Raw genomic sequence first — 21,606 nt, forward strand, 5'->3', positions numbered from 1 at the left:
GAGCTATCGACGGCCACCATGGGCGGGCTGGCTCCGCTGACGGTCGTGGCGGTTGTGCTCGCGGTCCGAGGTTCACCCTCAAAAATCAGTATCCTGCCTGGGGTGCAGGATCGATTGGATGGCGTGGCCGGCTCGCGGCGCGGGCTGCGGATCGCGCTGCGCGGACGGCGCGACCCAGTGCCCGTCGCCGGACAGCGCAGCCGGACCTCGAGCGGTATGGGTGATCAGCACGTCCGCAAGGTTTTGGACCTCACCATTCGACTAGCCGAGGTGATGTTGTCCTCCGGCTCGGGTACCGCCGACGTCGTCGCCACCGCCAACGACGTGGCTCAGGCGTATCAGATCACCGACTGCGTCGTCGACATCACGGTCACCACGATCATCGTGTCGGCCCTGCCGACCGCGGAGAGTGCGCCGGTCACCATCGTGCGCTCGGCGCGGACCCGCTCCACCAACTTCACCCGGCTGGCCGAACTGGACCGGCTGGTCCAGGAGATCACCGCCGGTGGGGTCACCGTCGATGAGGCACACGAAGCCATGGACGAGTTGACCCAACGGCCGCATCCATACCCGCGCTGGCTGGCGACCGTCTGCTGGGCGGGCTTTTCCCTCGGCATCGCCATGATGCTGGGAGCCAACTGGCGGACCTGCGCCATCGCCGCGCTGACCGCCGCGACGATCGATCGACTGGGCCGGGTGCTGAACCGGATCGGGACCCCGTACTTCTTCCAGCGGGTGACCGGAGCGGCCGTCGCGACCTTGGTCGCGGTGGCGGCCTATCTGTTCACCGGTGAGGGGCTGGCGGCCCTGGTGGCCACCGGGATCGTGATGCTGCTATCCGGATTGACGCTGGTCGGTGCGATGCAGGACGCGATAACCGGCTATATGGTCACCGCGGTTGCCCGGATCGGCGAGGCATTGTTCCTGACGTCGGGAATCGTCGTCGGCATCCTTGCCGGCCTGCAGATCGCCAAGACCGCGGGCGTCGAGATCGAGCTGCGTGTCCATGGGAGTGGCGGGTTCGTTGTTCCGCAGGGGCCGCTGCCGATCCTGCTCACGGTGCTCGGAGCCATGCTGGCCGGGGCATGCCTGACCGTGGCGAGTTACGCGCCGCTGCGGTCGGCCGTCACCGCCGGGTTCGCGGCCGGACTCGCCGACCTGGTCTTGATCGGTCTTGGCACCGCCGGTTTCGGTCAGGTGATCGCCACCGGGATCGCTGCGGTCGGGGTCGGTTTTCTGGCGACCCTGATCTCCATTCGCCGTCAAGCCCTCGCGCTGGTGACCGCCACAGCGGGCATCGTGCCGATGCTGCCCGGTCTGGCGGTTTTCCGCGCTGTCTTCTACTTCGCTGCCGACTCGCATTTCGATGAGGCGCAAAGCCAGTTGTTGTCGGCGACGGCGACCGCGCTCGCCTTGGGCAGTGGGGTGGTGCTGGGTGAGTTCGTCGGCTCACCACTGCGGTATCGCGCCGGACGGATCGGTCATTTGTTGCGGATCGAGGGTCCGCCCGGACTACGTCGGGCCGTCGGCCGAGTGGTGCGCCTGGAACCGACCAAGAACGCGCAGTCGACCAACACCCGAGGCCAACAATCGCGAAGTGTCGCGCTCGAGCCGGCGTCGACCGACCACTCCGACGCCGCCGAGGACAACGACCGAACCGGGGGGCACGGCGGTCACGGCGGTCACGGTGGTCACCGGGACGAGTCCTAGCCGTCCTCGCCGGCCGTCTCGGTCAGCGCGTCGAGGTGGACACCTTTGCGGGCGTCGGTTCGGGCTCTGGTGCCGGAGCCGGCGTGGGTTCGGGGGTGGGCGTGGCGACGACCAGCACGCCGCCGGAAATCCATTGGATGGTGATGGTGGACTGCGGCAGGGCGGTCTGCAGGTCGGCTTCCAGCGAGTCGACTTCCGGTTGGGTTTGGCCGATCAGGGTGATGGTGATGGCGCTGGCGGTGCCATTGGTGCTCAACACCGCGACGTCCGGTCTCTTGGCGGCCCAGGCGGTCGCGGTTGTGCGCGCGGTATCCAGCGCGGCCTGAGTGCCATCGGACTTGGCTGGGCCTGAGGTGCGAGTCCAGGCCAGGCTGACCGGGATGCGGTAGTTGAACCGCGAGTCGATCAGCGACGTCAGCTCCTCGGCCCGTTTCGGTGGAAATGGCCCGGCGGTGGAAACCACCAGCGTCCCCGACTCGTAGCTGAGCCCTTGCAGGGTCAACGACTGAGCACCCAGCCAGCTTCGGATCACCGGGCCCAGTTCGTTCAGCGGTGGCTGGGGTGTGTCCCAGGGCTCCGGCGTTCCCTGGGGTGTGTCCGGGCGACTGTGCTCGGGATCGCGCACCGGAATCCAGCTCAACTCCACGGTGACCGGGTGCCCCAGGGCCCGGCTGAGACTGGCGGCCACGGTCTGCACCGGTGGGGGCGAGGTGGGGCTGGTGATGTCGGCTCGGACCGTGCTGCCCGTGGCGGTGATGTGGCTGAGCACGCTGCCCGGACTGAGCATGTCGGTCAGCGTTTGGGTGGCGATCTCGAGATCACGGGCATGGCCGGTAAGCGCGATGAACCGCGGGGTGAGGATCATGGCAACCGCCACGGCGCTGACCGCCGCCAAACCCAGCGACGCGACGATCTGGCGGCGGTGGGTGCGGAACTTGCGGAGCGGGACCAGTCCGCTCAGCAGGAAGACCACCGCCGCCATCACCACGATGCCGACGAGGTTCGTCGAAAACAGGATGACGGCACCGCGGGCCAACTGTGGCTGTCCGCGCCCGAGCAGGACGCCGGCCGCGCCCAGCGGGGGGAACGACCGCGACGGCGACCGCGACGCCCGGCAGGGCCGCAGAGATCTTCTTGTGCACCGTGGCCAGCGCTCCGACCGCGCCGGCACTCATCGCGACCAGAAGGTCGCGGATGTCCGGGCTGGAGCGGGCGACAACCTCGCTGGGCAGACCGGTGCCGGTCGCGGGCAGCAACGTGGCGGTGATCCATCCGACCCCGACGGCAACCATGGCCGATACCGCTACCAGCGCCAGTCCACGCAGCAGCCGGTGTCCCCATCCCATGATCAGGCAGGCGGCTATCCCCATGATCGGGGCCATCAAGGGGGCGATCATCATCGCACCGATGACGACGGCCGCGGAATTCTGTAGCAGGCCGATCGAGGCGACCATGCTGGACAGGACCATCAGGGCCGCGAAGCGCCACAGCGCCCCGCCGGACAGCGTCACCATCAGCGTGTCCATGATCGAGCGACGGTCCTCGACCGGCAATAACTTTGGTCGCCAGGGAACCGCCCTGCCCTTGGGGTCGGTTGGGTCGGTTGTGGCCCGGTCATCGGACTCGCCCACGGCGCTGCGGCCGGGAATTTCGGTCAGCATCGGTTTGGGGGGCAGCTCCACCGTCATCAGTCGGGTCGCCTATCGCGGTCGGGGTGCGGATCTCACTCTGCACCAGCCACTTTGCTGGCGGTGATCGTCTGTTGAGGGACGAAACATGCCGGCAGTGTGACAATTTGCCGGCTTTTCGGGCAGCGACACGCCGCGGCGTTTGCCGTAATGCAACCTCGCGCTGGCGATTTCGCACCGACGTCCGCGGGCCGAACGCCAACCGCTCTGGCGGTGCTCAGCTACCCGAAGTCCCGGCGGCCAGGTGCTCGCCGAAGAACGTGAAGACCCGGCCCCACGCGTCTTCGGTCGCGGCTTCGTTGTAGCCGAAGCCGGTGATGCGCAGCAGCGGTTGTCGGGGAAGCTTGTTGGCGAAGCTGTGCCCGGCACCCGGATAGCCCTTGATGTCGGCGGGGATCTGTTTGGCCTGGGTCACTTCGCCTAACCGGCTGGGTGCGCCCAGGCCCAGCGGGTCGCGGTTGCCAAAGCTCGCCACGATCGGACACGCGCCGTCGAGCGTCTCGCTGAGGTGGCGCGGCAGCGGGGTGCCATAAAACGGTGCCGATGCGCCAAAGCCTCTGGGTGACAGGATCAAGGCGAATTGACCGCCCATACAGAAGCCCGCGATGCCGACCTGGCCGGAGCATTCGGCCATGGCCAATAGGTGGTCGCGGGCGGCCAAGATGTCATCGAGCGCGCGGCCCCGCTTGGTCAAGAGCTCGCGGAAGACGCGGGTAATGCAACGAGCGCGCCCGCCGCGCGCATACATGTTGGGAGTCAGCGCGAGGTAGCCTGCCGCGGCGATGCGCTCGGAAATCGCCTCGTTGTCGGGGGCATAACCGATCGCGTCGTGGACCACGACCACCCCCGGCCACGGACCTTCTCCGGTGGGAACGCCCAGCAGTGCGTCGATTGGTCCGGCGGGGGTGTCGATATCAATCGTCGTCATAGCGTCATCTAACTGCAGCCGTGTTGCGACCGTACGCGGAACTCGGGCGCAGTTCCCATACGTTGGCGTCACATGGTAGGTTGGCTAATTCTCATCTACGCCGTTGTCGAACTCATGGCACTGATTGGGCTTACGGCAGCGATCGGGTTCGCCTGGGCAGTTCTGGTGCTGTTGGCCAGCTTCGTCCTGGGGTTGGTGCTCTGGGCCCCAATGGGCGGCTGGCAGCTGAGCCGTCAGCTCGGGCAGTTGCGCTCCGGCCTGCAGGAACCGCGAAGCGTGCTCAGCGACGGCGCGCTGGTTGCTGTGGCCACCGGGCTCGTGCTGGTTCCCGGCCTGGTCACCACCGTGTTCGGGTTGTTGCTGCTGGCCCCGCCGATCCGGGCCGCAGCCCGTCCCGGCCTGACCGCTATCGCGGTGCGAGGTTTGCTGCGACGGGTGCCGCTGACCGGCGCCGCGGCGGCGAGCATGGCTGATGCGTTCAACCGCCGCAACGCCCGTGAGCAGCGCGACTTCATCGACGGCGAGGTTATCGACGTCATCGATGGTGAGCCGCCGACCTTGCCGCAGGCGGTGGTCGAGGTCGACGAATTGGACGAATTCGATGATTTCGATGGTTTCGATCGATTCAACGGCTTTACTCGCTTCGACAGTTTCGGAAACGTGCGTACCTCGACGCGCCACCGCTCGGCGCCGGGTGCCAGGTAGCTGGCCGGCCCGCCCACGTAGTTTTGCGGTGTGACGCGGATTTCCACCAAGCTGCTGGTCAACGGCCGGGTTTACAGCCCGACGCATCCTGACGCCACCGCCATGGCGGTGCGCGGCGATACCGTTGCCTGGCTGGGCAGCGACGACGTCGGCCGCAACCAGTTCCCCGATGCGCAGGTAGAGGATCTCGACGGCGGATTGGTTGCGCCGGGGTTCGTGGACAGCCACATCCACCTGACCGCGACCGGTCTGACGATCAGTGGGCTGGACCTGCGGCCCGCGAGCTCACTGGGGGGGTGCCTGCAGTTGGCTGCCGACCACGCCGCGGCGCACCCGGGCCAGCCGCTGTGGGGCCATGGCTGGGATGAGTCGGCATGGCCGCAGCACATCGCCCCCAGCACCGCTCAACTCGACGCGGTGCTCGGTGAACGGCCCGCATACCTGGCTCGAGTCGACGTCCATTCCGCGCTGGCCTCCTCGGGCCTGCGCCGGCTGGTCCCGCACCTGTCGGAGGCCGCCGGGTTCACCGAGCAGGGGCCCCTGACCGGCGAAGCCCACCACCTGGTCCGCGCCCGCGCCCGCGATCTGCTGACTCAACCACAGCTCGCCGAGGCGCGGACCGCGGCGCTGGGGTCGCTGGCGGCCGCCGGCATCGTCGCGGTGCATGAGTGCGGCGGCCCCGAAATCGGTGGCCTCGACGACTGGCTGCAGCTCTCCGCCCTGCCGCACGGTGTCGAGGTGATCGGCTACTGGGGTGAGGCGGTTACCACTGCCGCCCAGGCGCGCACGCTGATGGCCGAAACGGGCGCGCGCGGCCTGGCCGGTGATCTCTTCGTGGACGGGGCGCTCGGGTCGCGTACCGCCTGGCTGCATGAGCCCTATGCCGATCAGCCCGGCTGCGTCGGAACCTGCCACCTGGGCGGGCCAGCGGTGGAAGCACACGCGCGAGCCTGCACCGAGGCGGAAGTCACCGCGGGATTTCACGTCATCGGTGATGCCGCCGTCGCGACAGTGGTCGACGCGTTCGAGCGGGTCGTGGCCGACCTCGGGGTGGTCGCCGTGGCTCGTTGCGGCCACCGCCTGGAACACGCCGAGATGGTCACCGCTGAACAGGCGGCGAAGCTGGGCGCGTGGGGCATCATCGCCAGCGTGCAGCCAAACTTTGACGCGCTGTGGGGAGGCGCTGAGGGCATGTACGCCCGGCGCCTTGGTCCGAAGCGAGCGCGCCTGCTCAATCCGCTTGCGCTGTTAGCATCCCAAGGCGTGCCCCTCGCGTTTGGTTCCGACGCACCCGTCACCGGGTTTGACCCCTGGGCGAGCGTGCGTGCGGCGGTCAACCACCACACCGCGGGCAGCGCGGTGTCAGCGCGGGCGGCGTTCGCGGCAGCAACGCGCGGCGGCTGGCGGGCCGCGGGCGTGCGGGACGGAAAGACCGGAACCCTGGTTCCCGGGGCGCCCGCTTCGTATGCCGTGTGGGACGCCGGCGCTCTGACCGTCAGCGCACCCCGCGATGCCGTCCAGCGTTGGTCTACCGACCCGCGGTCGCGCGTGCCCGCGCTGCCGCGGCTGGATCCGGCGGATCCGCTGCCGCGGTGTCGTCAAACCGTGCATCGAGGTGCGGTCATTTATGGCTAGGGACTGGCTCGGTCGCGAAAGGCTGCCTGTGGATGCTCAAGAGGACAATCCGGAGGTTGTGCAACCTGAGCCCGGCGTTGACCAAACAGGTCCGCTTGGCGATGAACGAGAGCCCGACGCGGATACCGCTGACCCGGGCGATGACGCCGCGATCGCCGATGATCTCGCCGACGAGCAGGACGAGGCGCAGGACGAGGCGCAGGATTCCGAGACCGAGGCCGAGACCACGCAGGTGAGCGCCGGGCCGAGCGCTGCCGTTCGGCTCGGAACTGCCGCGCGCCAGGGGCTGGTGGCATTTGGCGCCGGAGCGGCGGCTCGACTGCCCGGCCTGTGGGCCGCAACTCGCCCGCGGCTGGTGCGGTTGGTGGTGTCGCTTGTCGCCGGATTCCTGATGTATGCCAGCTTCCCGCCCACCAACTGGTGGTGGGCTGCCATCGTCTCGGTGGCGCTGCTGACCTGGGTGCTGATGCACCCAGCCAGCACCCCTGTGGGCGGGCTGGGCTATGGATTCGTGTTCGGGTTGGCCTGTTTCGTGCCGCTGTTGCCGTGGATCGGGACGTTGGTGGGGCCGGTGCCCTGGCTGGTGCTGGCCACCACCTCGGCGCTGTTCCCGGGTTTGTTCGGCCTGTCGGCGGTCGTGGTGCGCCGATTGCCGGGCTGGCCGATCTGGTTCGCGGTGCTGTGGGGCGCACAAGAATGGCTGAAGTCGATCGTTCCGTTCGGCGGTTTCCCCTGGGGATCGGTGGCGTTCGGCCAGGTTGACGGGCCGCTGCTGCCGTTGGCGCAGCTCGGCGGTGTGCCGCTGTTGTCCACCGGGGTAGTGCTGGTGGGCTCCAGCTTTGCCGCTATCGCCCTGGAGATCGAGAAGTGGTGGCGCACCGGCAGCCCGGCCGCTCCGCAGGCCGACCCCGAGGCGGCCCAGCCGGTTGAGCCGGCCAAGCCCCCCGCGGTCCTGCTGCCGGGTATCACCGTCTGTCTGGTGTTGTTCGCCGCGGTCATTGTGTGGCCGCAGGTGCGCCACGCCGGTGCGGGATCCGGCGGAGAACCCACCATCACCGTCGCGGTGGTGCAGGGCAACGTGCCCCGGCTGGGTCTGGACTTCAATGCGCAGCGTCGCGCGGTCCTGGACAACCACGTCCGCGAGACACTCGAGCTGGCCGAGGACGTCCGAGCCGGCCTAGCTCCGCAGCCGCAGTTCGTCATCTGGCCGGAGGACTCTTCGGACATCGATCCACTGATCAACCCCGACGCTGCGCAGCAGATCTCGAAGGCCGCCGTGGCGATCGGAGCGCCGATCCTGGTCGGTACGGTGCTCGACGCTCCGGGCAGCAGCCAGAAGAACCTGGAGAACGCGGAGTACACCAACACCGTGCTGGTCTGGAATCCCACCACCGGACCGGGCGACCGCCACGACAAGGAAATCGTGCAGCCATTCGGCGAATATCTGCCCATGCCGTGGCTGTTCCGGCATCTTTCCGGGTATGCCGACCGGGCCGGGCACTTCGTACCCCGGCCGGGTTCGGATGTGGTGAACATCGCAGGCGTACCGGTGGGCGTGTCGACCTGTTGGGAAGTGATCTTTGACAGGGCTCCGCGAAAGGCCGTCCGAAACGGGGCCCAACTGCTGGCCGTGCCCAGCAACAACGCCACGTTCAACAAGACGATGAGCGAGCAGCAGTTGGCCTTTGCGAAGGTGAGGGCCGTCGAACACGACCGATATGTGGTGGTCGCCGGCACCACCGGAATCAGCGCGGTGATAGCGCCAGACGGCCGCGAGCTGGTTCGGGCCGATTTCTTCGAGCCCGCGTATCTGGACATACAGGTCCGTCTCAAGACCAGACTCACCCCGGCAACACGCTGGGCTCCGATCCTGCAATGGCTGATGGTGGGGGCGGCTGGCGTGCTGATTCTGGTCGCGATGCGGCACAATGGGTGGTTCCCGCGTCCGACGCGTCGGCGGTCCGGGCCCGCGGGCGAAGCTGATCAGTCCGATGCGCCCCAGGACGAAGCTGACGACTCGGGCGCGGCGTCCCGGAACGAATCCGAGGACGACCTGCAGACAGCAACCGGCACCCCGCCTGAGGCGGGCGGCCACCACTCAACCTGATTTCGGGCGACATATAAGGAGCTACATGACCACCGGCCAACCTGCGCCCCAGAGCCCGGGACCTCGTCCCAGCGAGCGCACCCTGGTGATCATTCCCACCTACAACGAGCGGGAGAACCTGCCCCTGATCCATCGGCGGGTGGTCGACGCGTGCCCGCACGTACACGTGCTGATCGTCGATGACAACAGCCCCGACGGCACCGGGCGGCTTGCCGACGAGCTGGTCGCCGCCGATCCCGATCGCATTCATGTCCTGCATCGCACGGCCAAGAACGGCCTGGGTGCTGCCTACCTGGAAGGGTTCGCCTGGGGCTTGAGCCGGGGGTACTCGGTGCTGGTCGAGATGGACGCCGACGGCAGCCACGCGCCCGAACAGCTACACCGCCTGCTGGACGCCGTCGACGCCGGTGCGGACCTGTCCATCGGTTCGCGCTATGTCCCCGGGGGCACGGTACGAAACTGGCCGTGGCGGCGCCTGGCCTTGTCCAAGACGGCCAACACCTATTCGCGGCTCGCGCTCGGTATTGGGGTGCACGACATCACCGCCGGCTACCGGGCTTACCGCCGTGAGGTGCTGGAGAAGATCGACCTCGCCAGCGTCGACTCCAAGGGCTACTGCTTCCAGATCGAGATGACCTGGCGCAGCGTGAACAGCGGCTTCGTCGTCGCCGAGGTTCCCATTACCTTCACCGAACGCGAGATCGGCGTATCGAAGATGAGCGGGTCCAACATCCGCGAGGCGCTGTTCAAAGTCACCCGGTGGGGCGTCAAGGGCAGGTTCGCGGGTTCTGAGGGTGGGGGCGACCGCGCCCACACCCACGACCACAGCTAGCCGGCGGTCCGGCCGCGGCATCAGCCGCGGCGACGCGACCGGATCAGGTCAAGACGTTCCTTGAGCAGCTCTTCGAGTTCTTCGACCGAGCGACGCTCGAGCAGCATGTCCCAGTGCGTGCGCGGCGGCTTGACCTTCTTCGGCTCCGGCAGATCACCCTCGATCAGGGTGCCTTCCATGCCGTTCTTGCACAGCCAGGTGCCGGGAATCTCGGCATCGTCGGCGAACGGCACCTGGAACTCTTCGCCGTTCTCGGTGCGGTATCGAGCAATCTGACGCGGGGCGAGGTCGTGGTTGCGGTCGGTTTCGTAACTTACGGCCCCCAATCGACTGCCTCTAAGGACACGATCAGCCATCGCCGCTACTCCTCCGGATCATCGAGCTGGTGGGCTCCGTACTGGTGATTCTTTCCGATTGCCAAACGTCGCGACCGGCTACATAGTTCCCGGGCGCACGACGCGACCATTAATGATACTGAGTGCGTCGAGCGAGGCCGACTAAAGTCGGCAGGCGTGAGTCGTCGTCCTCGCCCTCAACCATGCCGCTGGTGCGGCCGTGACGTCACCGACGCGGGTATGGGCCGTCGTCGTCAGTACTGCCGGCAGTCATGCCGGCAGCGGGCCTACGAGCAACGGGCCATGATGACCCGGGGCGATGCGGGGGCCGCATTGGCGCTGCCGGCCGATGCCGTGGTGTTGTCGGCGGACGAGGCGGCCGACCTGTCGGATCGCGTTTACCAGGTGCGATGCGCAGCCGAGGACGTCGCCACCGCGCTTGACGAGGGAGCCGGCGTCGACGAGCTGCGTGAGTTGTGCGACGAGCTGCTGCGGGCCGCCAGGGCCGCCGACGGCTGGCGCCGAGTGGGTGTCTGACCGTTTGGCCTCGGCGCGCCGGGTAAAGTCGCGCCATGGACGGCGGGCCTGGTGTACGCAGGGGTATACGGGACCACAGTGCAACGGAAATCCAGCCCACGGGTTATCCGGCCGCATTGGCGCCCGCCCGTTTCGCAAATAGCTGGGAGTATTGGACGTTTTGAAATCTTGCCGGAGTTGGCGATACTCACCAGCGACATTCTTCGGTCGGAACGCAGCACGACGGTGGTCGAAAATGCAGCGACATCGCTTCGTGCAGCAACTTCCGTGATCCGGCGAGGGCCGGCGGTCGACGACCAATTGCTAGATGAGGGTTAGGCGAGGTCAGTAATGGTTGATCAACTTCAGCATGCGACCGAAGCGTTGCGCAAAGCGCTGGTCCAGGTTGAGCGCCTCAAGCGCACCAATCGTGCGCTGCTGGAGCGGTCGAGTGAGCCGATCGCGATCGTCGGAATGTCATGCTGTTTCCCGGGCGGGGTGGATTCCCCCGAAGGCCTGTGGCAGATGGTGGCCGAGGGCCGCGACGTGATGTCGGACTTTCCCGCCGACCGCGGGTGGGATCTGGCCGACCTATTCGACCCGGATCCGGACACGCCGCACAAGTCCTACGCGAGCACCGGCGGCTTCGTCGACGGCGTGGCCGACTTCGATCCCGGCTTTTTCGGTATCGCCCCCAGCGAGGCGCTGGCGATGGACCCGCAGCACCGGATGCTGCTGGAGCTGTCCTGGGAGGCACTGGAGCGCTCCGGCATCGATCCGACCGGCTTGCGCGGCAGCGCCACCGGTGTGTTCGCCGGACTGATCGTCCAGGGCTACGGCATGTTCGCCGAGGAGATCGAGGGCTACCGCCTGACGGGCATGACCTCCAGCGTGGCTTCGGGTCGGGTGGCTTATGTGCTGGGGTTGGAGGGCCCGGCGGTGTCGGTGGATACGGCGTGTTCGTCGTCGTTGGTGGCGTTGCATATGGCGGTGCAGTCGCTGCGGTCCGGTGAGTGTGATCTGGCGCTGGCCGGCGGTGCCACCGTCAATGCCACCCCGACCGTCTTCGTGGAGTTCAGCCGGCATCGTGGGCTGGCGCCGGACGGGCGCAGCAAAGCCTATGCGGGCGCGGCCGACGGGGTCGGCTGGTCCGAGGGCGGCGCCTGGATCGGCATGGGTATCGAATTGCTCAACACCGCACCGGTATTCGCGCGCCACATCGAGTCATGCGGTCAGGCCTTCGCGGAATTCGTCGACTGGTCGCTGCTCGACGTGCTCCGCGGCGCTGCGGGGGCACCCGGGCTTGACCGGGTCGACGTCGTGCAGCCGGTACTGTTTGCGGTGATGGTGTCGCTGGCCGAACTGTGGAAGTCGGTCGGGGTGCGCCCGGATGCCGTCATCGGGCACTCTCAGGGCGAGATCGCTGCCGCATATGTGGCCGGTGCGCTGTCGTTGCGCGATGCCGCCAAGGTGGTCACCCTGCGCAGCAAGCTGCTTGTCGGACTGGCCGGACCGGGCGGCATGGTGTCGGTGGCCTGTGGCGAGCAACAGGCGCGGGAGTTGTTGGAGCCCTTTGGCGATCGGGTCAGCATCGCCGCCATCAACGGCCCTTCTGCCGTAGTGGTCTCCGGCGAGGTGGCAGCGCTCGAGGAGCTGATCGCGCAGTGCGCGGACCGGGAGCTGCGTACCCGTCGCATCGATGTGGACTATGCGTCGCACTCGGTCGAGGTGGAGGCGATCGAAGGCCAGCTGACCGAAGTTCTGGCTGGGATCGAGCCGCTTTCGTCGCGGACCGCGTTCTTCTCGTCGGTGACCGGAAGTCGTTTGGACACAGCAGAGTTGGATGCCGAGTACTGGTACCGCAACATCCGGCAGACGGTGCAGTTCGACCAGGCCGTGCGCAGCGCGTGTGGCCACGGATACCGCACCTTCATCGAATCCAGCCCGCACCCCGCGCTGATCGCCGGTATCGAGGACACCTATCGCAACTGCGCGGCCGATTCCGGTGCCGACCCCATCGTCGTGCCCACCTTGGGTCGGGAAGACGGTGGGCTGCAGCGATTCCTGGCGTCGGCCGCCGCGGCCTTCGTTGCCGGCGTGAATGTGGACTGGCGCGGCCCGCTCGACGGTGCCGGCCTGGTCGAGCTTCCCACGTATGCCTTTGAGAAGCGGCGCTTTTGGCTCTCCGGAGAGGGCGTCAGCGTCGACGCATCCGGACTGGGGTTGAGCGCCGGCGGGCATGCGCTGCTGGGCGCTGTCGTGGAGCTTCCGGAATCGGGCGGTGTCGTGTTGACCGGCCGCTTGGCGCTCGGCGCGCACGGCTGGCTGGCCGATCACGCGGTGTCGGGGGTAGTGGTGTTTCCCGGCACCGGGTTTGTCGAGCTGGCAATCCGGGCCGGCGACGAAGTCGGCTGCTCGGTGGTCAACGAACTCACACTGCGCACGCCGCTGGTACTCCCGGCATCGGGTTCGGTTGCGGTACAGGTGGTCGTCGGTGCCGCCGCCGATTCGGCGGAGCGCAGCGTGTCGATCTACTCCCGCACCGACACCGACACCGACGCCGGCTCGGTGTGGGTCTGCCACGCCGAGGGAACCCTGGGCGCCGACTCCGCCCAGCCCGCGGCCGACCTGTCGGCCTGGCCTCCCGCTGGAGCCATCGCGGTCGACGTGGCTGACGGGTACGAGCGGCTGGATGCACGTGGGTACGGGTATGGGCCCGCGTTCCGTAGACTGACTGCGATGTGGGCGCGTGGCGAGGAGCTGTTCGCCGAAGCCCGGTTGCCCGAGGCGGCCGGATCTACCAGCGGTTTCGGCGTGCACCCGGCGCTGCTGGATGCCGCGCTGCACACCGCGGTGATCGCCAATCCCGACGCGGACCTGGTGTTGCCGTTCTCCTGGCAGGGCGTGTCTCTGCACGCGGCGGGGGCCGCGTCGGTGCGGGTACGGATCGCGCCGGTTGGCCCCTCGTCGGTCTCGGTGGAACTCGCCGACGACCTTGGTCTGCCGGTGCTTTCGGTCAAGGCGATGGTGGCCCGCCCGGTAAGCGAGCAGCAGATGCGCGCCGTGGTGTCCGCATCCGGTCCAGACCGGCTGTTCGAGGTGGTCTGGACGCCGATGACGGTTGCCGCCACCGATGCGGCACCCGCCTATGAACTCTTTGAATCCGTTGCGGCTGACGGCGATCCGCTCAGCGGGACCTATCAGCGCACCCATCAGGCGCTGGCGGCTGTGCAGTCGTGGCTGACCGAACATGATTCGGGCGTGCTGGTGGTGGCCACCCGGGGCGCCATGGCGCTGGCCGGCGAGGACGTCACCGATCTGGCCGGCGCGGCGGTATGGGGATTGGTGCGCTCGGCGCAGACCGAGAACCCAGGCCGGCTGGTCCTGGTTGATTCCGACGCTGCGGTCGACGCTGCGGCGGTAGCGACGGCCCTGGCGGTCGGTGAGCCACAAGTAGTGCTGCGCAACGGGCAGCACTACACGGCGCGGGTGCACGCCAGCCGCGCCGCAGACGGCATCCTGGTGCCGCCTGTCGACGGGCCGTGGCGGTTGGGGCTGAGCAGCGCGGGCACCTTCGAGAATCTGCAGCTGGAGCCGGTTCCCAACGCCGGCGCGCCGTTGGGCCCGGGCCAGGTGCGGGTGGCCATGCGCGCCATCGCCGCCAACTTCCGCGACATCATGATCACGCTGGGCATGTTCACCCACGACGCCTTGATCGGCGGCGAAGGTGCCGGCTTTGTCGTCGAAATCGGCCCGGAAGTAACCGAATTCGCGGTCGGCGATGCGGTATACGGATTCTTCCCGGACGGCAGCGGCACGTTGGTGGCCGGCGACGTCAGGCTGTTGCTGCCCAAGCCCGCCGACTGGTCCTACGCCGAAGCGGCCGCAATCTCAGCCGTTTTCACCACCGCTTACTACGCGTTCGTGCACCTGGCCAATGTCCAGCCAGGCCAACGGGTACTGGTCCACGCCGCCACCGGCGGGGTGGGCATGGCGGCCGTGCAGTTGGCCCGGAACCTGGGTCTGGAGGTGTACGCCACCGCCAGCAAGGGCAAATGGGACATCTTGCGGGCCATGGGCTTTGACGAAGACCACATCTCGGATTCGCGCAGCCTGGAATTCGAGGAGAAATTCCGCGAGGTCACCGGTGGCCGTGGCGTCGATGTGGTGCTGGACTCGCTGGCCGGCGAATTCGTGGATGCTTCGTTGCGCCTGCTGGGCCCTGGCGGGGTGTTCCTGGAGATGGGCAAGACCGACATCCGCGACCCCGGCGTCATCGCCCAGGAATATCCGGGTGTGCGCTATCGCGCATTCGACCTGTTCGAACCCGGTCGCCCGCGCATGCACCAGTACATGCTCGACCTGGCCGGGCTGTTTGACGCCGGCGTGCTGCGGCCACTGCCGGTCACGGCCTTCGACGTGCGGCGCGCGCCGGCGGCGTTGCGCTACCTGAGCCAGGCCCGCCATGTCGGCAAGGTCGTGATGACCATGCCTGCCGACCAAGGTGGTGCGCTTGGTGGCGGAACGGTACTTATCACCGGTGGAACCGGCATGGCGGGTTCGGCGCTCGCGCGGCACCTGGTGGCCCACCACGGCGTGGCCCATCTGGTGCTCATCAGCCGGCGGGGCCCCGCCGCACCGGGGGCTACCGAGCTGGTAGCCGAGTTGAGCGCTGCCGGAGCACAGGTCGAGGCGGTGGCCTGTGACGCGGCCGACCGTCCGGCGCTGGCCAAGGTGATCGCCGAAATTCCCGCTCAGCGGCCGCTGTCCGCCGTGGTCCACGCCGGTGGTGTGCTTGATGACGCGGTGATTTCCTCGCTGACCCCCGAACGTGTCGACACGGTGCTGCGGGCCAAAGTCGATGCCGCGTGGAACCTGCACGAGTTGACTCGTGATCTGGATCTTTCTGCGTTCGTGATGTTTTCGTCAATGGCCGGCGTGGTCGGATCCTCGGGCCAGGCCAACTATGCGGCGGCCAACACGTTCGTCGACGGCCTGGCCGCACACCGACGGGCGCACGGCTTGCCGGCCATTTCGCTGGGCTGGGGCCTGTGGGATCAGGCCAGCGACATGACCGGTGGAATGGATGCCGCCGACCGGGCCCGGCTGGGTCGTGAGGGTGTCTTGGCGCTGTCCTCCGATGAGGCAATGGAACTGTTCGACACCGCCCTCATCGTCAACCAGGCGTTCCTGGCTCCGGCCCGGATAGATCTGGCCGCACTGCGCGCTCACGCGGTGGCGGTACCGCCGATGTTCAGTGATCTGGTCAGCGCTCCGACCCGGCGTCAGGTCGACGACGCATTGGCCGCGGCGAAATCGAAATCCGCTCTGGCACATCGCCTGCACGGACTGCCGGAGCCCGAGCAGCACGCCGTGGTGCTGGACTTGGTGCGGTCGCACATCGCCACCGTGCTGGGCACCATCACGCCCGAGGCCATCGACCCGGACAAGGCGTTCCAGGAGCTGGGCTTTGACTCGCTGACCGCCGTCGAAATGCGTAACCGGATCAAAACGGTTACCGGACTTTCGCTTTCGCCAACGTTGATCTTCGACTACCCAACCCCCAACGGTTTGGCCAACTACATTCGTGCCGAACTCGCTGGTGCCCCGCAAGAGGTCAAGCACACCCCGGCCGTACGCGTCACCGGTGACGATCCGATCGCGATCGTCGGCATGTCATGCCGCTACCCCGGTGGCATCGAGTCGCCGGACGACCTGTGGGACATGCTGATGGCCCGTCGCGACGTGCTGTCTGACTTCCCGGCCGACCGAGGCTGGGATCTGGCCGGCCTGTTCAACCCGGATCCTGACGTGCCCGGCGCTTGCTACACCCGCACCGGCGGTTTCGTAGACCGAGTCGGTGATTTCGAACCCGCCTTCTTCGGTGTTGGGCCCAGTGAGGCGCTGGCGATGGACCCGCAACAGCGGATGTTCCTGGAGCTGTCTTGGGAAGCCTTGGAGCGCGCCGGGATTGAGCCGGGCGGTTTGCGTGGCAGCGCCACCGGTGTGTTCGCCGGGGTGATGACGCAGGGCTACGGCATGTTCGCTGCCGAACCCGTCGAAGGCTTCCGTCTGACCGGGCAGCTCTCCAGCGTGGCTTCGGGTCGGGTGGCTTATGTGCTGGGGTTGGAGGGCCCGGCGGTGTCGGTGGATACGGCGTGTTCGTCGTCGTTGGTGGCGTTGCATATGGCGGTGCAGTCGCTGCGGTCCGGTGAGTGTGATCTGGCGCTGGCCGGCGGCGTCACCATCAATGCCACCCCAGACATCTTCGTTGAATTCAGTCGTTGGCGTGGATTGTCAGCGGATGGACGCTGCAAAGCCTTCGCGGGCGCGGCCGACGGCACCGGGTTCTCCGAGGGCGGCGGCCTGCTGGGAATGGGCATGGGACTGCACGCCGGATACCCGGTCTTCGCCGAGGCGTTCAACACCGTTGTCGGTGAGCTGGACCGCCATCTGTTGCGCCCACTGCGTGAGGTCATCTGGGGCCACGACGAAAATCTGCTCAACACAACGGAGTTCGCCCAGCCGGCGCTGTTCGCCGTGGAAGTCGCGTTGTACCGGCTGCTGGAGTCCTGGGGTGTGCGACCCGATTTCGTGATGGGGCACTCGGTCGGTGAATTGTCGGCCGCCCACGTCGCCGGTGTCTTGTCGCTGGAGAATGCGGCGGTGCTGGTAGCCGCGCGCGGCCGGCTCATGCAGGCGCTGCCCGACGGTGGCGCGATGATTGCCGTGCAGGCAACCGAACAGGAAGTGCTGCCCCTACTCGGTGCCCAGGTCAGCATCGCGGCCATCAACGGACCGGCGTCGGTGGTGATTTCGGGCGCCCAGGACGCGGTGAGCGCCGTGGCCGAGCAGCTTCGAGCCGACGGCCGCAGGGTGCACCGGCTAGCCGTCTCGCATGCCTTCCACTCGCCGCTGATGGATCCGATGATCGACGAATTCGCAACGGTGGCCGGTGAACTCACGGTCAATGCGCCCACCATCGGGATCATTTCCAACCTGACCGGGCAGCTGGCCGGAGAGGACTTCGGCTCGGCGGCCTACTGGAAGCGTCACGTCCGGGATGCGGTGCGATTCGCCGACAGCATCCGCTTCGCGCAGTCAGCCGGTGCCGCCCGATTCCTGGAAGTGGGCCCCAGCAGCGGTCTTACCGCATCGATCGAAGAGGTGTTCTCCGATGCTGCGGTGACCAACCCGGTGGCCACGGCCTCCGCGCTGCGCAAGGACCGACCGGAGCCGGTGAGCCTGGTGAGCGCCGTGGCAGGGGTATTTGTCGCCGGCACCGCCGTAGACTGGCGAGCCGTGGTGGGGCAGTCCCGCTTTGTGGAGTTGCCGACCTATGCCTTCGAGCGGCGACGGTTCTGGCTCTCGGGGGATGCAGTTGCCGCCGACGCGGCCGGCTTGGGGCTGCAGGCCGGCGAACACGCACTGCTGGGCGCGGTGGTGGAGCTCCCCGCATCGGGCGGAGTGGTGCTCACCGGCCGCTTGTCGCTTGCGGCGCAGGGCTGGCTGGCCGACCACGCCGTCGGCGGTGTGGTGATGTTCCCGGGTGCCGGCTTCGTCGAGCTGGCCATTCGCGCCGGCGACGAGGTGGGCTGTCGAGTGGTCGACGAACTGACGCTGGCCGCACCGCTGGTACTGCCGTCCGGGGGCTCGGTCGCGGTACAGGTGGTAGTCGGTAGCCCCGATGACTCCGGTGCCCGCGCGGTGTCGGTGTACTCGCGTGGCGACGCCGGCTCGGACTGGGTACTGCACGCCGAGGGCTCGCTGGGTTCTGGTTCGCCGGAGCCGGCCACCGATCTGTCGACGTGGCCGCCGGTCGGCGCCGTCGAGGTGGAAAACGCCGACGGATACCAGCAGTTGGCCGAACGCGGGTACGGCTACGGCCCGGCGTTCCGTGGCCTGAATGCGATGTGGCGTCGCGGCGACGAAGTGTTCGCCGAGGTTGCCTTGCCCGCCGACGCCGGGGTATCGGTGTCCGGCTTCGGTATTCATCCGGTGATGCTGGACGCCGCGTTGCACGCCGTGATACTGGCTTCCGATGGCGCCGACGATTTCGGGGTCCCCGAGGGTTCGGTCCTGGTTCCGTTCGCCTGGCAGGGCGTGACGCTGCATGCCGCGGGAGCCTCGGCGGTTCGGGCGCGCATTGCGCCCGCGGGGCCATCCGCGGTCTCGATCGAATTGTCCGATGGGCTAGGACTACCGGTGCTCTCGGTTGCGTCGATGCTGGCAAGGCCAGTGACCGATCAGCAGCTGCGGGCTGCGGTATCAGGGGCCGGACCCGATCGCCTGTTCGGGGTGGATTGGACGGCGCAGCCCTCGGCCGAATTGCAGCCTGTGCCGGTACGTATCTGGGGCGCAGTGGAGTCCGAAGGCGATGACGACCCCGGGGCCTCGGTGGTGTTCGAGTCCGTGCCTCAGGCCGGTGAGGTGGTGGCGGGTGTGTATGCGGCCACCGCCGCCGTGCTCGAGGTGCTGCGATCCTGGCTGTCCCGTGATGGGGTAGGGCAATTGGTCATCACCACGCGCGGCGCGGTGGCGCTGCCGGACGAGGATGTCACCGATCTGGCAGGCTCGGCGGTATGGGGATTGGTGCGCTCGGCACAGACCGAGCACCCCGGTCGAATCGTGTTGGTCGACACCGATGCGCAACTTGACGAACATGCTGTAGCGGCGGTGTTGGCCGCCGGCGAGCCGCAGGTGCTGTGGCGCAACGGCGAGGTGTACACCGCGCGGGTACACGGCAGCCGCGCGGTTGCCGGCCTGCTGGTGCCACCGGGTGATGGCCCGTGGCGCTTGGGTATGAGCACCGCGGGCACGTTCGAAAACCTGCGCCTGGAAACGATTCCCGATGCTGATGCCGCGCTGCAACCGGGGCACGTTCGGGTCGCCTTGTCGGCGATGGCCGCAAACTTCCGCGACGTCATGATCGCGCTGGGTCTCTACCCCGACCCGGACGCGGCGATGGGCGTGGAAGGCGCCGGCGTCGTCGTCGAAACCGCCTCGCCAGACGGGCGTTTCGCGGTGGGCGACCGGGTCGTGGGTCTGTTCCCGGAGGGCACCGGGACAATCGCCATTACCGACCACCGACTGCTGGTCAAGATCCCCGCGGGTTGGTCTGACACCGCGGCCGCCACCACCTCGGTCGTGTTCGCCACCGCCTTCTACGCGCTGCGGGACTTGGCCTCGGTGCAGCCCGGACAGCGGATCCTGGTGCACGCGGCCACCGGTGGCGTCGGCATGGCGGCCGTGCAGCTGGCCCGGCACTGGGGTCTCGAGGTATTCGCCACGGCCAGCAAGGGCAAGTGGGACACGTTGCGGGCCATGGGCTTTGACGAGGACCACATCGGTGACTCACGCAGCCTGGAATTCGAGGACAAGTTCCGGGCGGCCACCGGCGGGCGCGGCATGGACGTGGTGCTCGACTCGTTGGCGGGCGAATTCGTCGACGCGTCGCTACGGCTGGTTGCCCCCGGCGGTGTCTTCTTGGAGATGGGCAAGACCGACATCCGCGAGGCCGCGGTGGTCGCCCAGCAGCACACCGGTGTGCGATACCGGGCCTTCGACCTCTTCGAGGCGGGGCCGGATCACATCGCGCAGATCCTCGCCGAGCTCGCCGCGCTGTTCAGCGAGGATGTGCTGCGGCCTCTTCCGGTGACGACTTTTGACGTGCGGCGCGCGCCGGCGGCCTTGCGCTACCTGAGCCAGGCCCGCCATGTCGGCAAGGTCGTGTTGACCATGCCCGACGCGTGGGCGGCAGGCACGGTACTCATCACCGGTGGCACCGGGATGGCCGGCTCGGCGCTGGCCCGCCATGTGGTGGCTCACCACGGGGTGCGTCAGTTGGTCCTGGTCAGTCGGCGTGGTCCGGACGCTCCGGGGGCCGCAGAGCTGGCCGAGGAGTTGAGCGCCTTTGGCGCCCAAGTCCAGGTGGTCGCCTGTGACGCCGCCGACCGGGCGGCGCTGGCTAAGCTGATTGCCGATATTCCGGTGCAGCACCCGCTGTCCGCCGTGATTCACACCGCTGGGGCGCTGGATGACGCGGTGGTCACCTCGCTGACGCCCGAGCGCATGGAAATGGTGCTGCGGGCAAAGGTGGATGCGGCGTGGAACCTGCATGAGCTCACCCGCGACATGGATTTGTCCGCGTTTGTGATGTTTTCGTCGATGGCCGGCCTGGTGGGTTCGTCGGGCCAGGGCAACTACGCGGCCGCCAACTCGTTCCTGGATGGGCTGGCCGTACACCGGCAAGCGCACGGCCTGCCGGCGATTTCGCTGGGGTGGGGTCTGTGGGATCAGGCCAGCAACATGACCGGCGGATTGGCAGCGGTCGACTTCAAGCGGTTCGTCCGAGACGGCATCGTGGCCATGTCCTCCGATGAAGCGCTCGGATTGCTCGACACCGCAATGGTCCTCGGCGAACCATTCATGTTGCCCGCCCACATCGACTTTGCCGCATTGCGGGTGAAGTTCGACGGCGGGACCCTGCCGCCGATGTTCGTTGATCTGATCAACGCGCCCACTCGACGTCAGGTCGATGATTCCCTGGCCGCGGCGAAGTCGAAATCGGCTCTGCTGCAACGCCTCGAAGGACTGCCCGAAGATGAGCAGCACGCCATCTTGCTGAACTTGGTGCGCTCCCACATCGCGACAGTGCTGGGCAACTCCAGCCCGGACGCGATCGACCCGGACCGTGCCTTCCAGGAACTTGGCTTCGATTCGCTGACCGCGGTCGAGATGCGCAACCGACTCAAGTCGGCGACGGGGCTGGCGCTTTCGCCCACGCTCATCTTCGACTACCCCAACTCCGCCGCGTTGGCCGGTTACATGCACCGGGAACTGGTCGGCGCGTCGCCGCAAAGCGACACCACGGCCGAGGCACCCGGGGAAGCCGAACTGCAGCGGGTGGTCGCCTCGATTCCGGTCAAGCGCCTGCGCCAAGCCGGGGTGCTGGAACTGTTGCTCGCGTTGGCAAATGAGACCGGCGGCAATGGGCAGGCCGCGGTGACCGCGGAGACCAGCGAGGAAGATCTAGCGGACATGGACCTCGACGCCCTGGTCAACGCGGCGTTCATGAACGACGACGAGTAGACATGAGCCGCACCCGCAGGGGTGCAGAGTAAAGCAATGAGGAGGAGCGGTGCTCACTA

General features: G+C 67.8%; 7 protein-coding genes and 2 pseudogenes. 6 read left to right on the top strand and 3 right to left on the bottom strand.

Annotated elements, in window-relative coordinates:
• Positions 1-18: 18 nt before the first annotated feature.
• The gene (locus MMSP_RS14495; RefSeq protein ID WP_020787228.1) at positions 19-1,710 is read left to right on the top strand and encodes a threonine/serine exporter ThrE family protein; all 1,692 of its coding nucleotides are present in this window, start codon (positions 19-21) and stop codon (positions 1,708-1,710) included.
• Positions 1,711-2,528: 818 nt separating this feature from the next.
• On the opposite strand, the gene MMSP_RS28545 is transcribed toward MMSP_RS14495, so the two are convergent.
• Both MMSP_RS28545 and MMSP_RS14505 read right to left on the bottom strand, forming a co-directional pair.
• Positions 2,529-3,398, bottom strand: a complete 870-nt coding sequence (locus tag MMSP_RS28545; protein ID WP_020787230.1) for a DUF389 domain-containing protein — start codon at positions 3,396-3,398, stop codon at positions 2,529-2,531.
• Between the two features lie 217 nt (positions 3,399-3,615).
• Positions 3,616-4,326 carry a dienelactone hydrolase family protein gene (locus tag MMSP_RS14505; RefSeq protein ID WP_020787231.1) on the bottom strand — a complete coding sequence of 237 codons (711 nt, stop codon included), beginning with the start codon at positions 4,324-4,326 and terminating at the stop codon, positions 3,616-3,618.
• Positions 4,327-4,398: 72 nt separating this feature from the next.
• Between MMSP_RS14505 and MMSP_RS14510 the strand changes: the two are divergent.
• The 3 genes and pseudogenes from MMSP_RS14510 to lnt all read left to right on the top strand — a co-directional run.
• A pseudogene (locus MMSP_RS14510) lies at positions 4,399-4,887 on the top strand (FxsA family protein); the annotation flags it as partial.
• Between the two features lie 174 nt (positions 4,888-5,061).
• The gene (locus tag MMSP_RS14515; protein ID WP_020787232.1) at positions 5,062-6,666 is read left to right on the top strand and encodes an amidohydrolase; all 1,605 of its coding nucleotides are present in this window, start codon (positions 5,062-5,064) and stop codon (positions 6,664-6,666) included.
• A 289-nt stretch (positions 6,667-6,955) separates the two neighbouring features.
• Positions 6,956-9,643: pseudogene (lnt, locus tag MMSP_RS14520) on the top strand (apolipoprotein N-acyltransferase); the annotation flags it as partial.
• Here the strand turns inward: lnt and rbpA are convergent.
• On the bottom strand, positions 9,626-9,961 hold the full coding sequence (rbpA, locus tag MMSP_RS14530; RefSeq protein ID WP_011740265.1) for an RNA polymerase-binding protein RbpA: 336 nt from the start codon (positions 9,959-9,961) through the stop codon (positions 9,626-9,628). The pseudogene lnt and the gene rbpA sit on opposite strands and share 18 nt — an antisense overlap.
• Positions 9,962-10,117: 156 nt before the next feature.
• Between rbpA and MMSP_RS14535 the strand changes: the two genes are divergently transcribed.
• A complete protein-coding gene (locus tag MMSP_RS14535; RefSeq protein WP_081651020.1) occupies positions 10,118-10,477 on the top strand; it encodes a hypothetical protein in 360 nt (119 codons plus the stop codon).
• Positions 10,478-10,807: 330 nt separating this feature from the next.
• A complete protein-coding gene (locus tag MMSP_RS14540) occupies positions 10,808-21,547 on the top strand; it encodes an SDR family NAD(P)-dependent oxidoreductase (protein ID WP_036426531.1) in 10,740 nt (3,579 codons plus the stop codon).
• Positions 21,548-21,606 lie beyond the last annotated feature (59 nt).

The sequence above is a fragment of the Mycobacterium sp. 012931 genome (assembly GCF_000419295.1).
Classification (GTDB): domain Bacteria; phylum Actinomycetota; class Actinomycetes; order Mycobacteriales; family Mycobacteriaceae; genus Mycobacterium; species Mycobacterium marinum.

Coding starts and splice junctions, on each gene's coding strand:
- MMSP_RS14495 (WP_020787228.1), top strand. CDS start 19: ATGGGCGGGCTGGCTCCGCTGACGGTCGTGGCGGTTGTGCTCGCGGTC.
- MMSP_RS28545 (WP_020787230.1), bottom strand. CDS start 3,398: ATGACGGTGGAGCTGCCCCCCAAACCGATGCTGACCGAAATTCCCGGC.
- MMSP_RS14505 (WP_020787231.1), bottom strand. CDS start 4,326: ATGACGACGATTGATATCGACACCCCCGCCGGACCAATCGACGCACTG.
- rbpA (WP_011740265.1), bottom strand. CDS start 9,961: ATGGCTGATCGTGTCCTTAGAGGCAGTCGATTGGGGGCCGTAAGTTAC.
- MMSP_RS14540 (WP_036426531.1), top strand. CDS start 10,808: ATGGTTGATCAACTTCAGCATGCGACCGAAGCGTTGCGCAAAGCGCTG.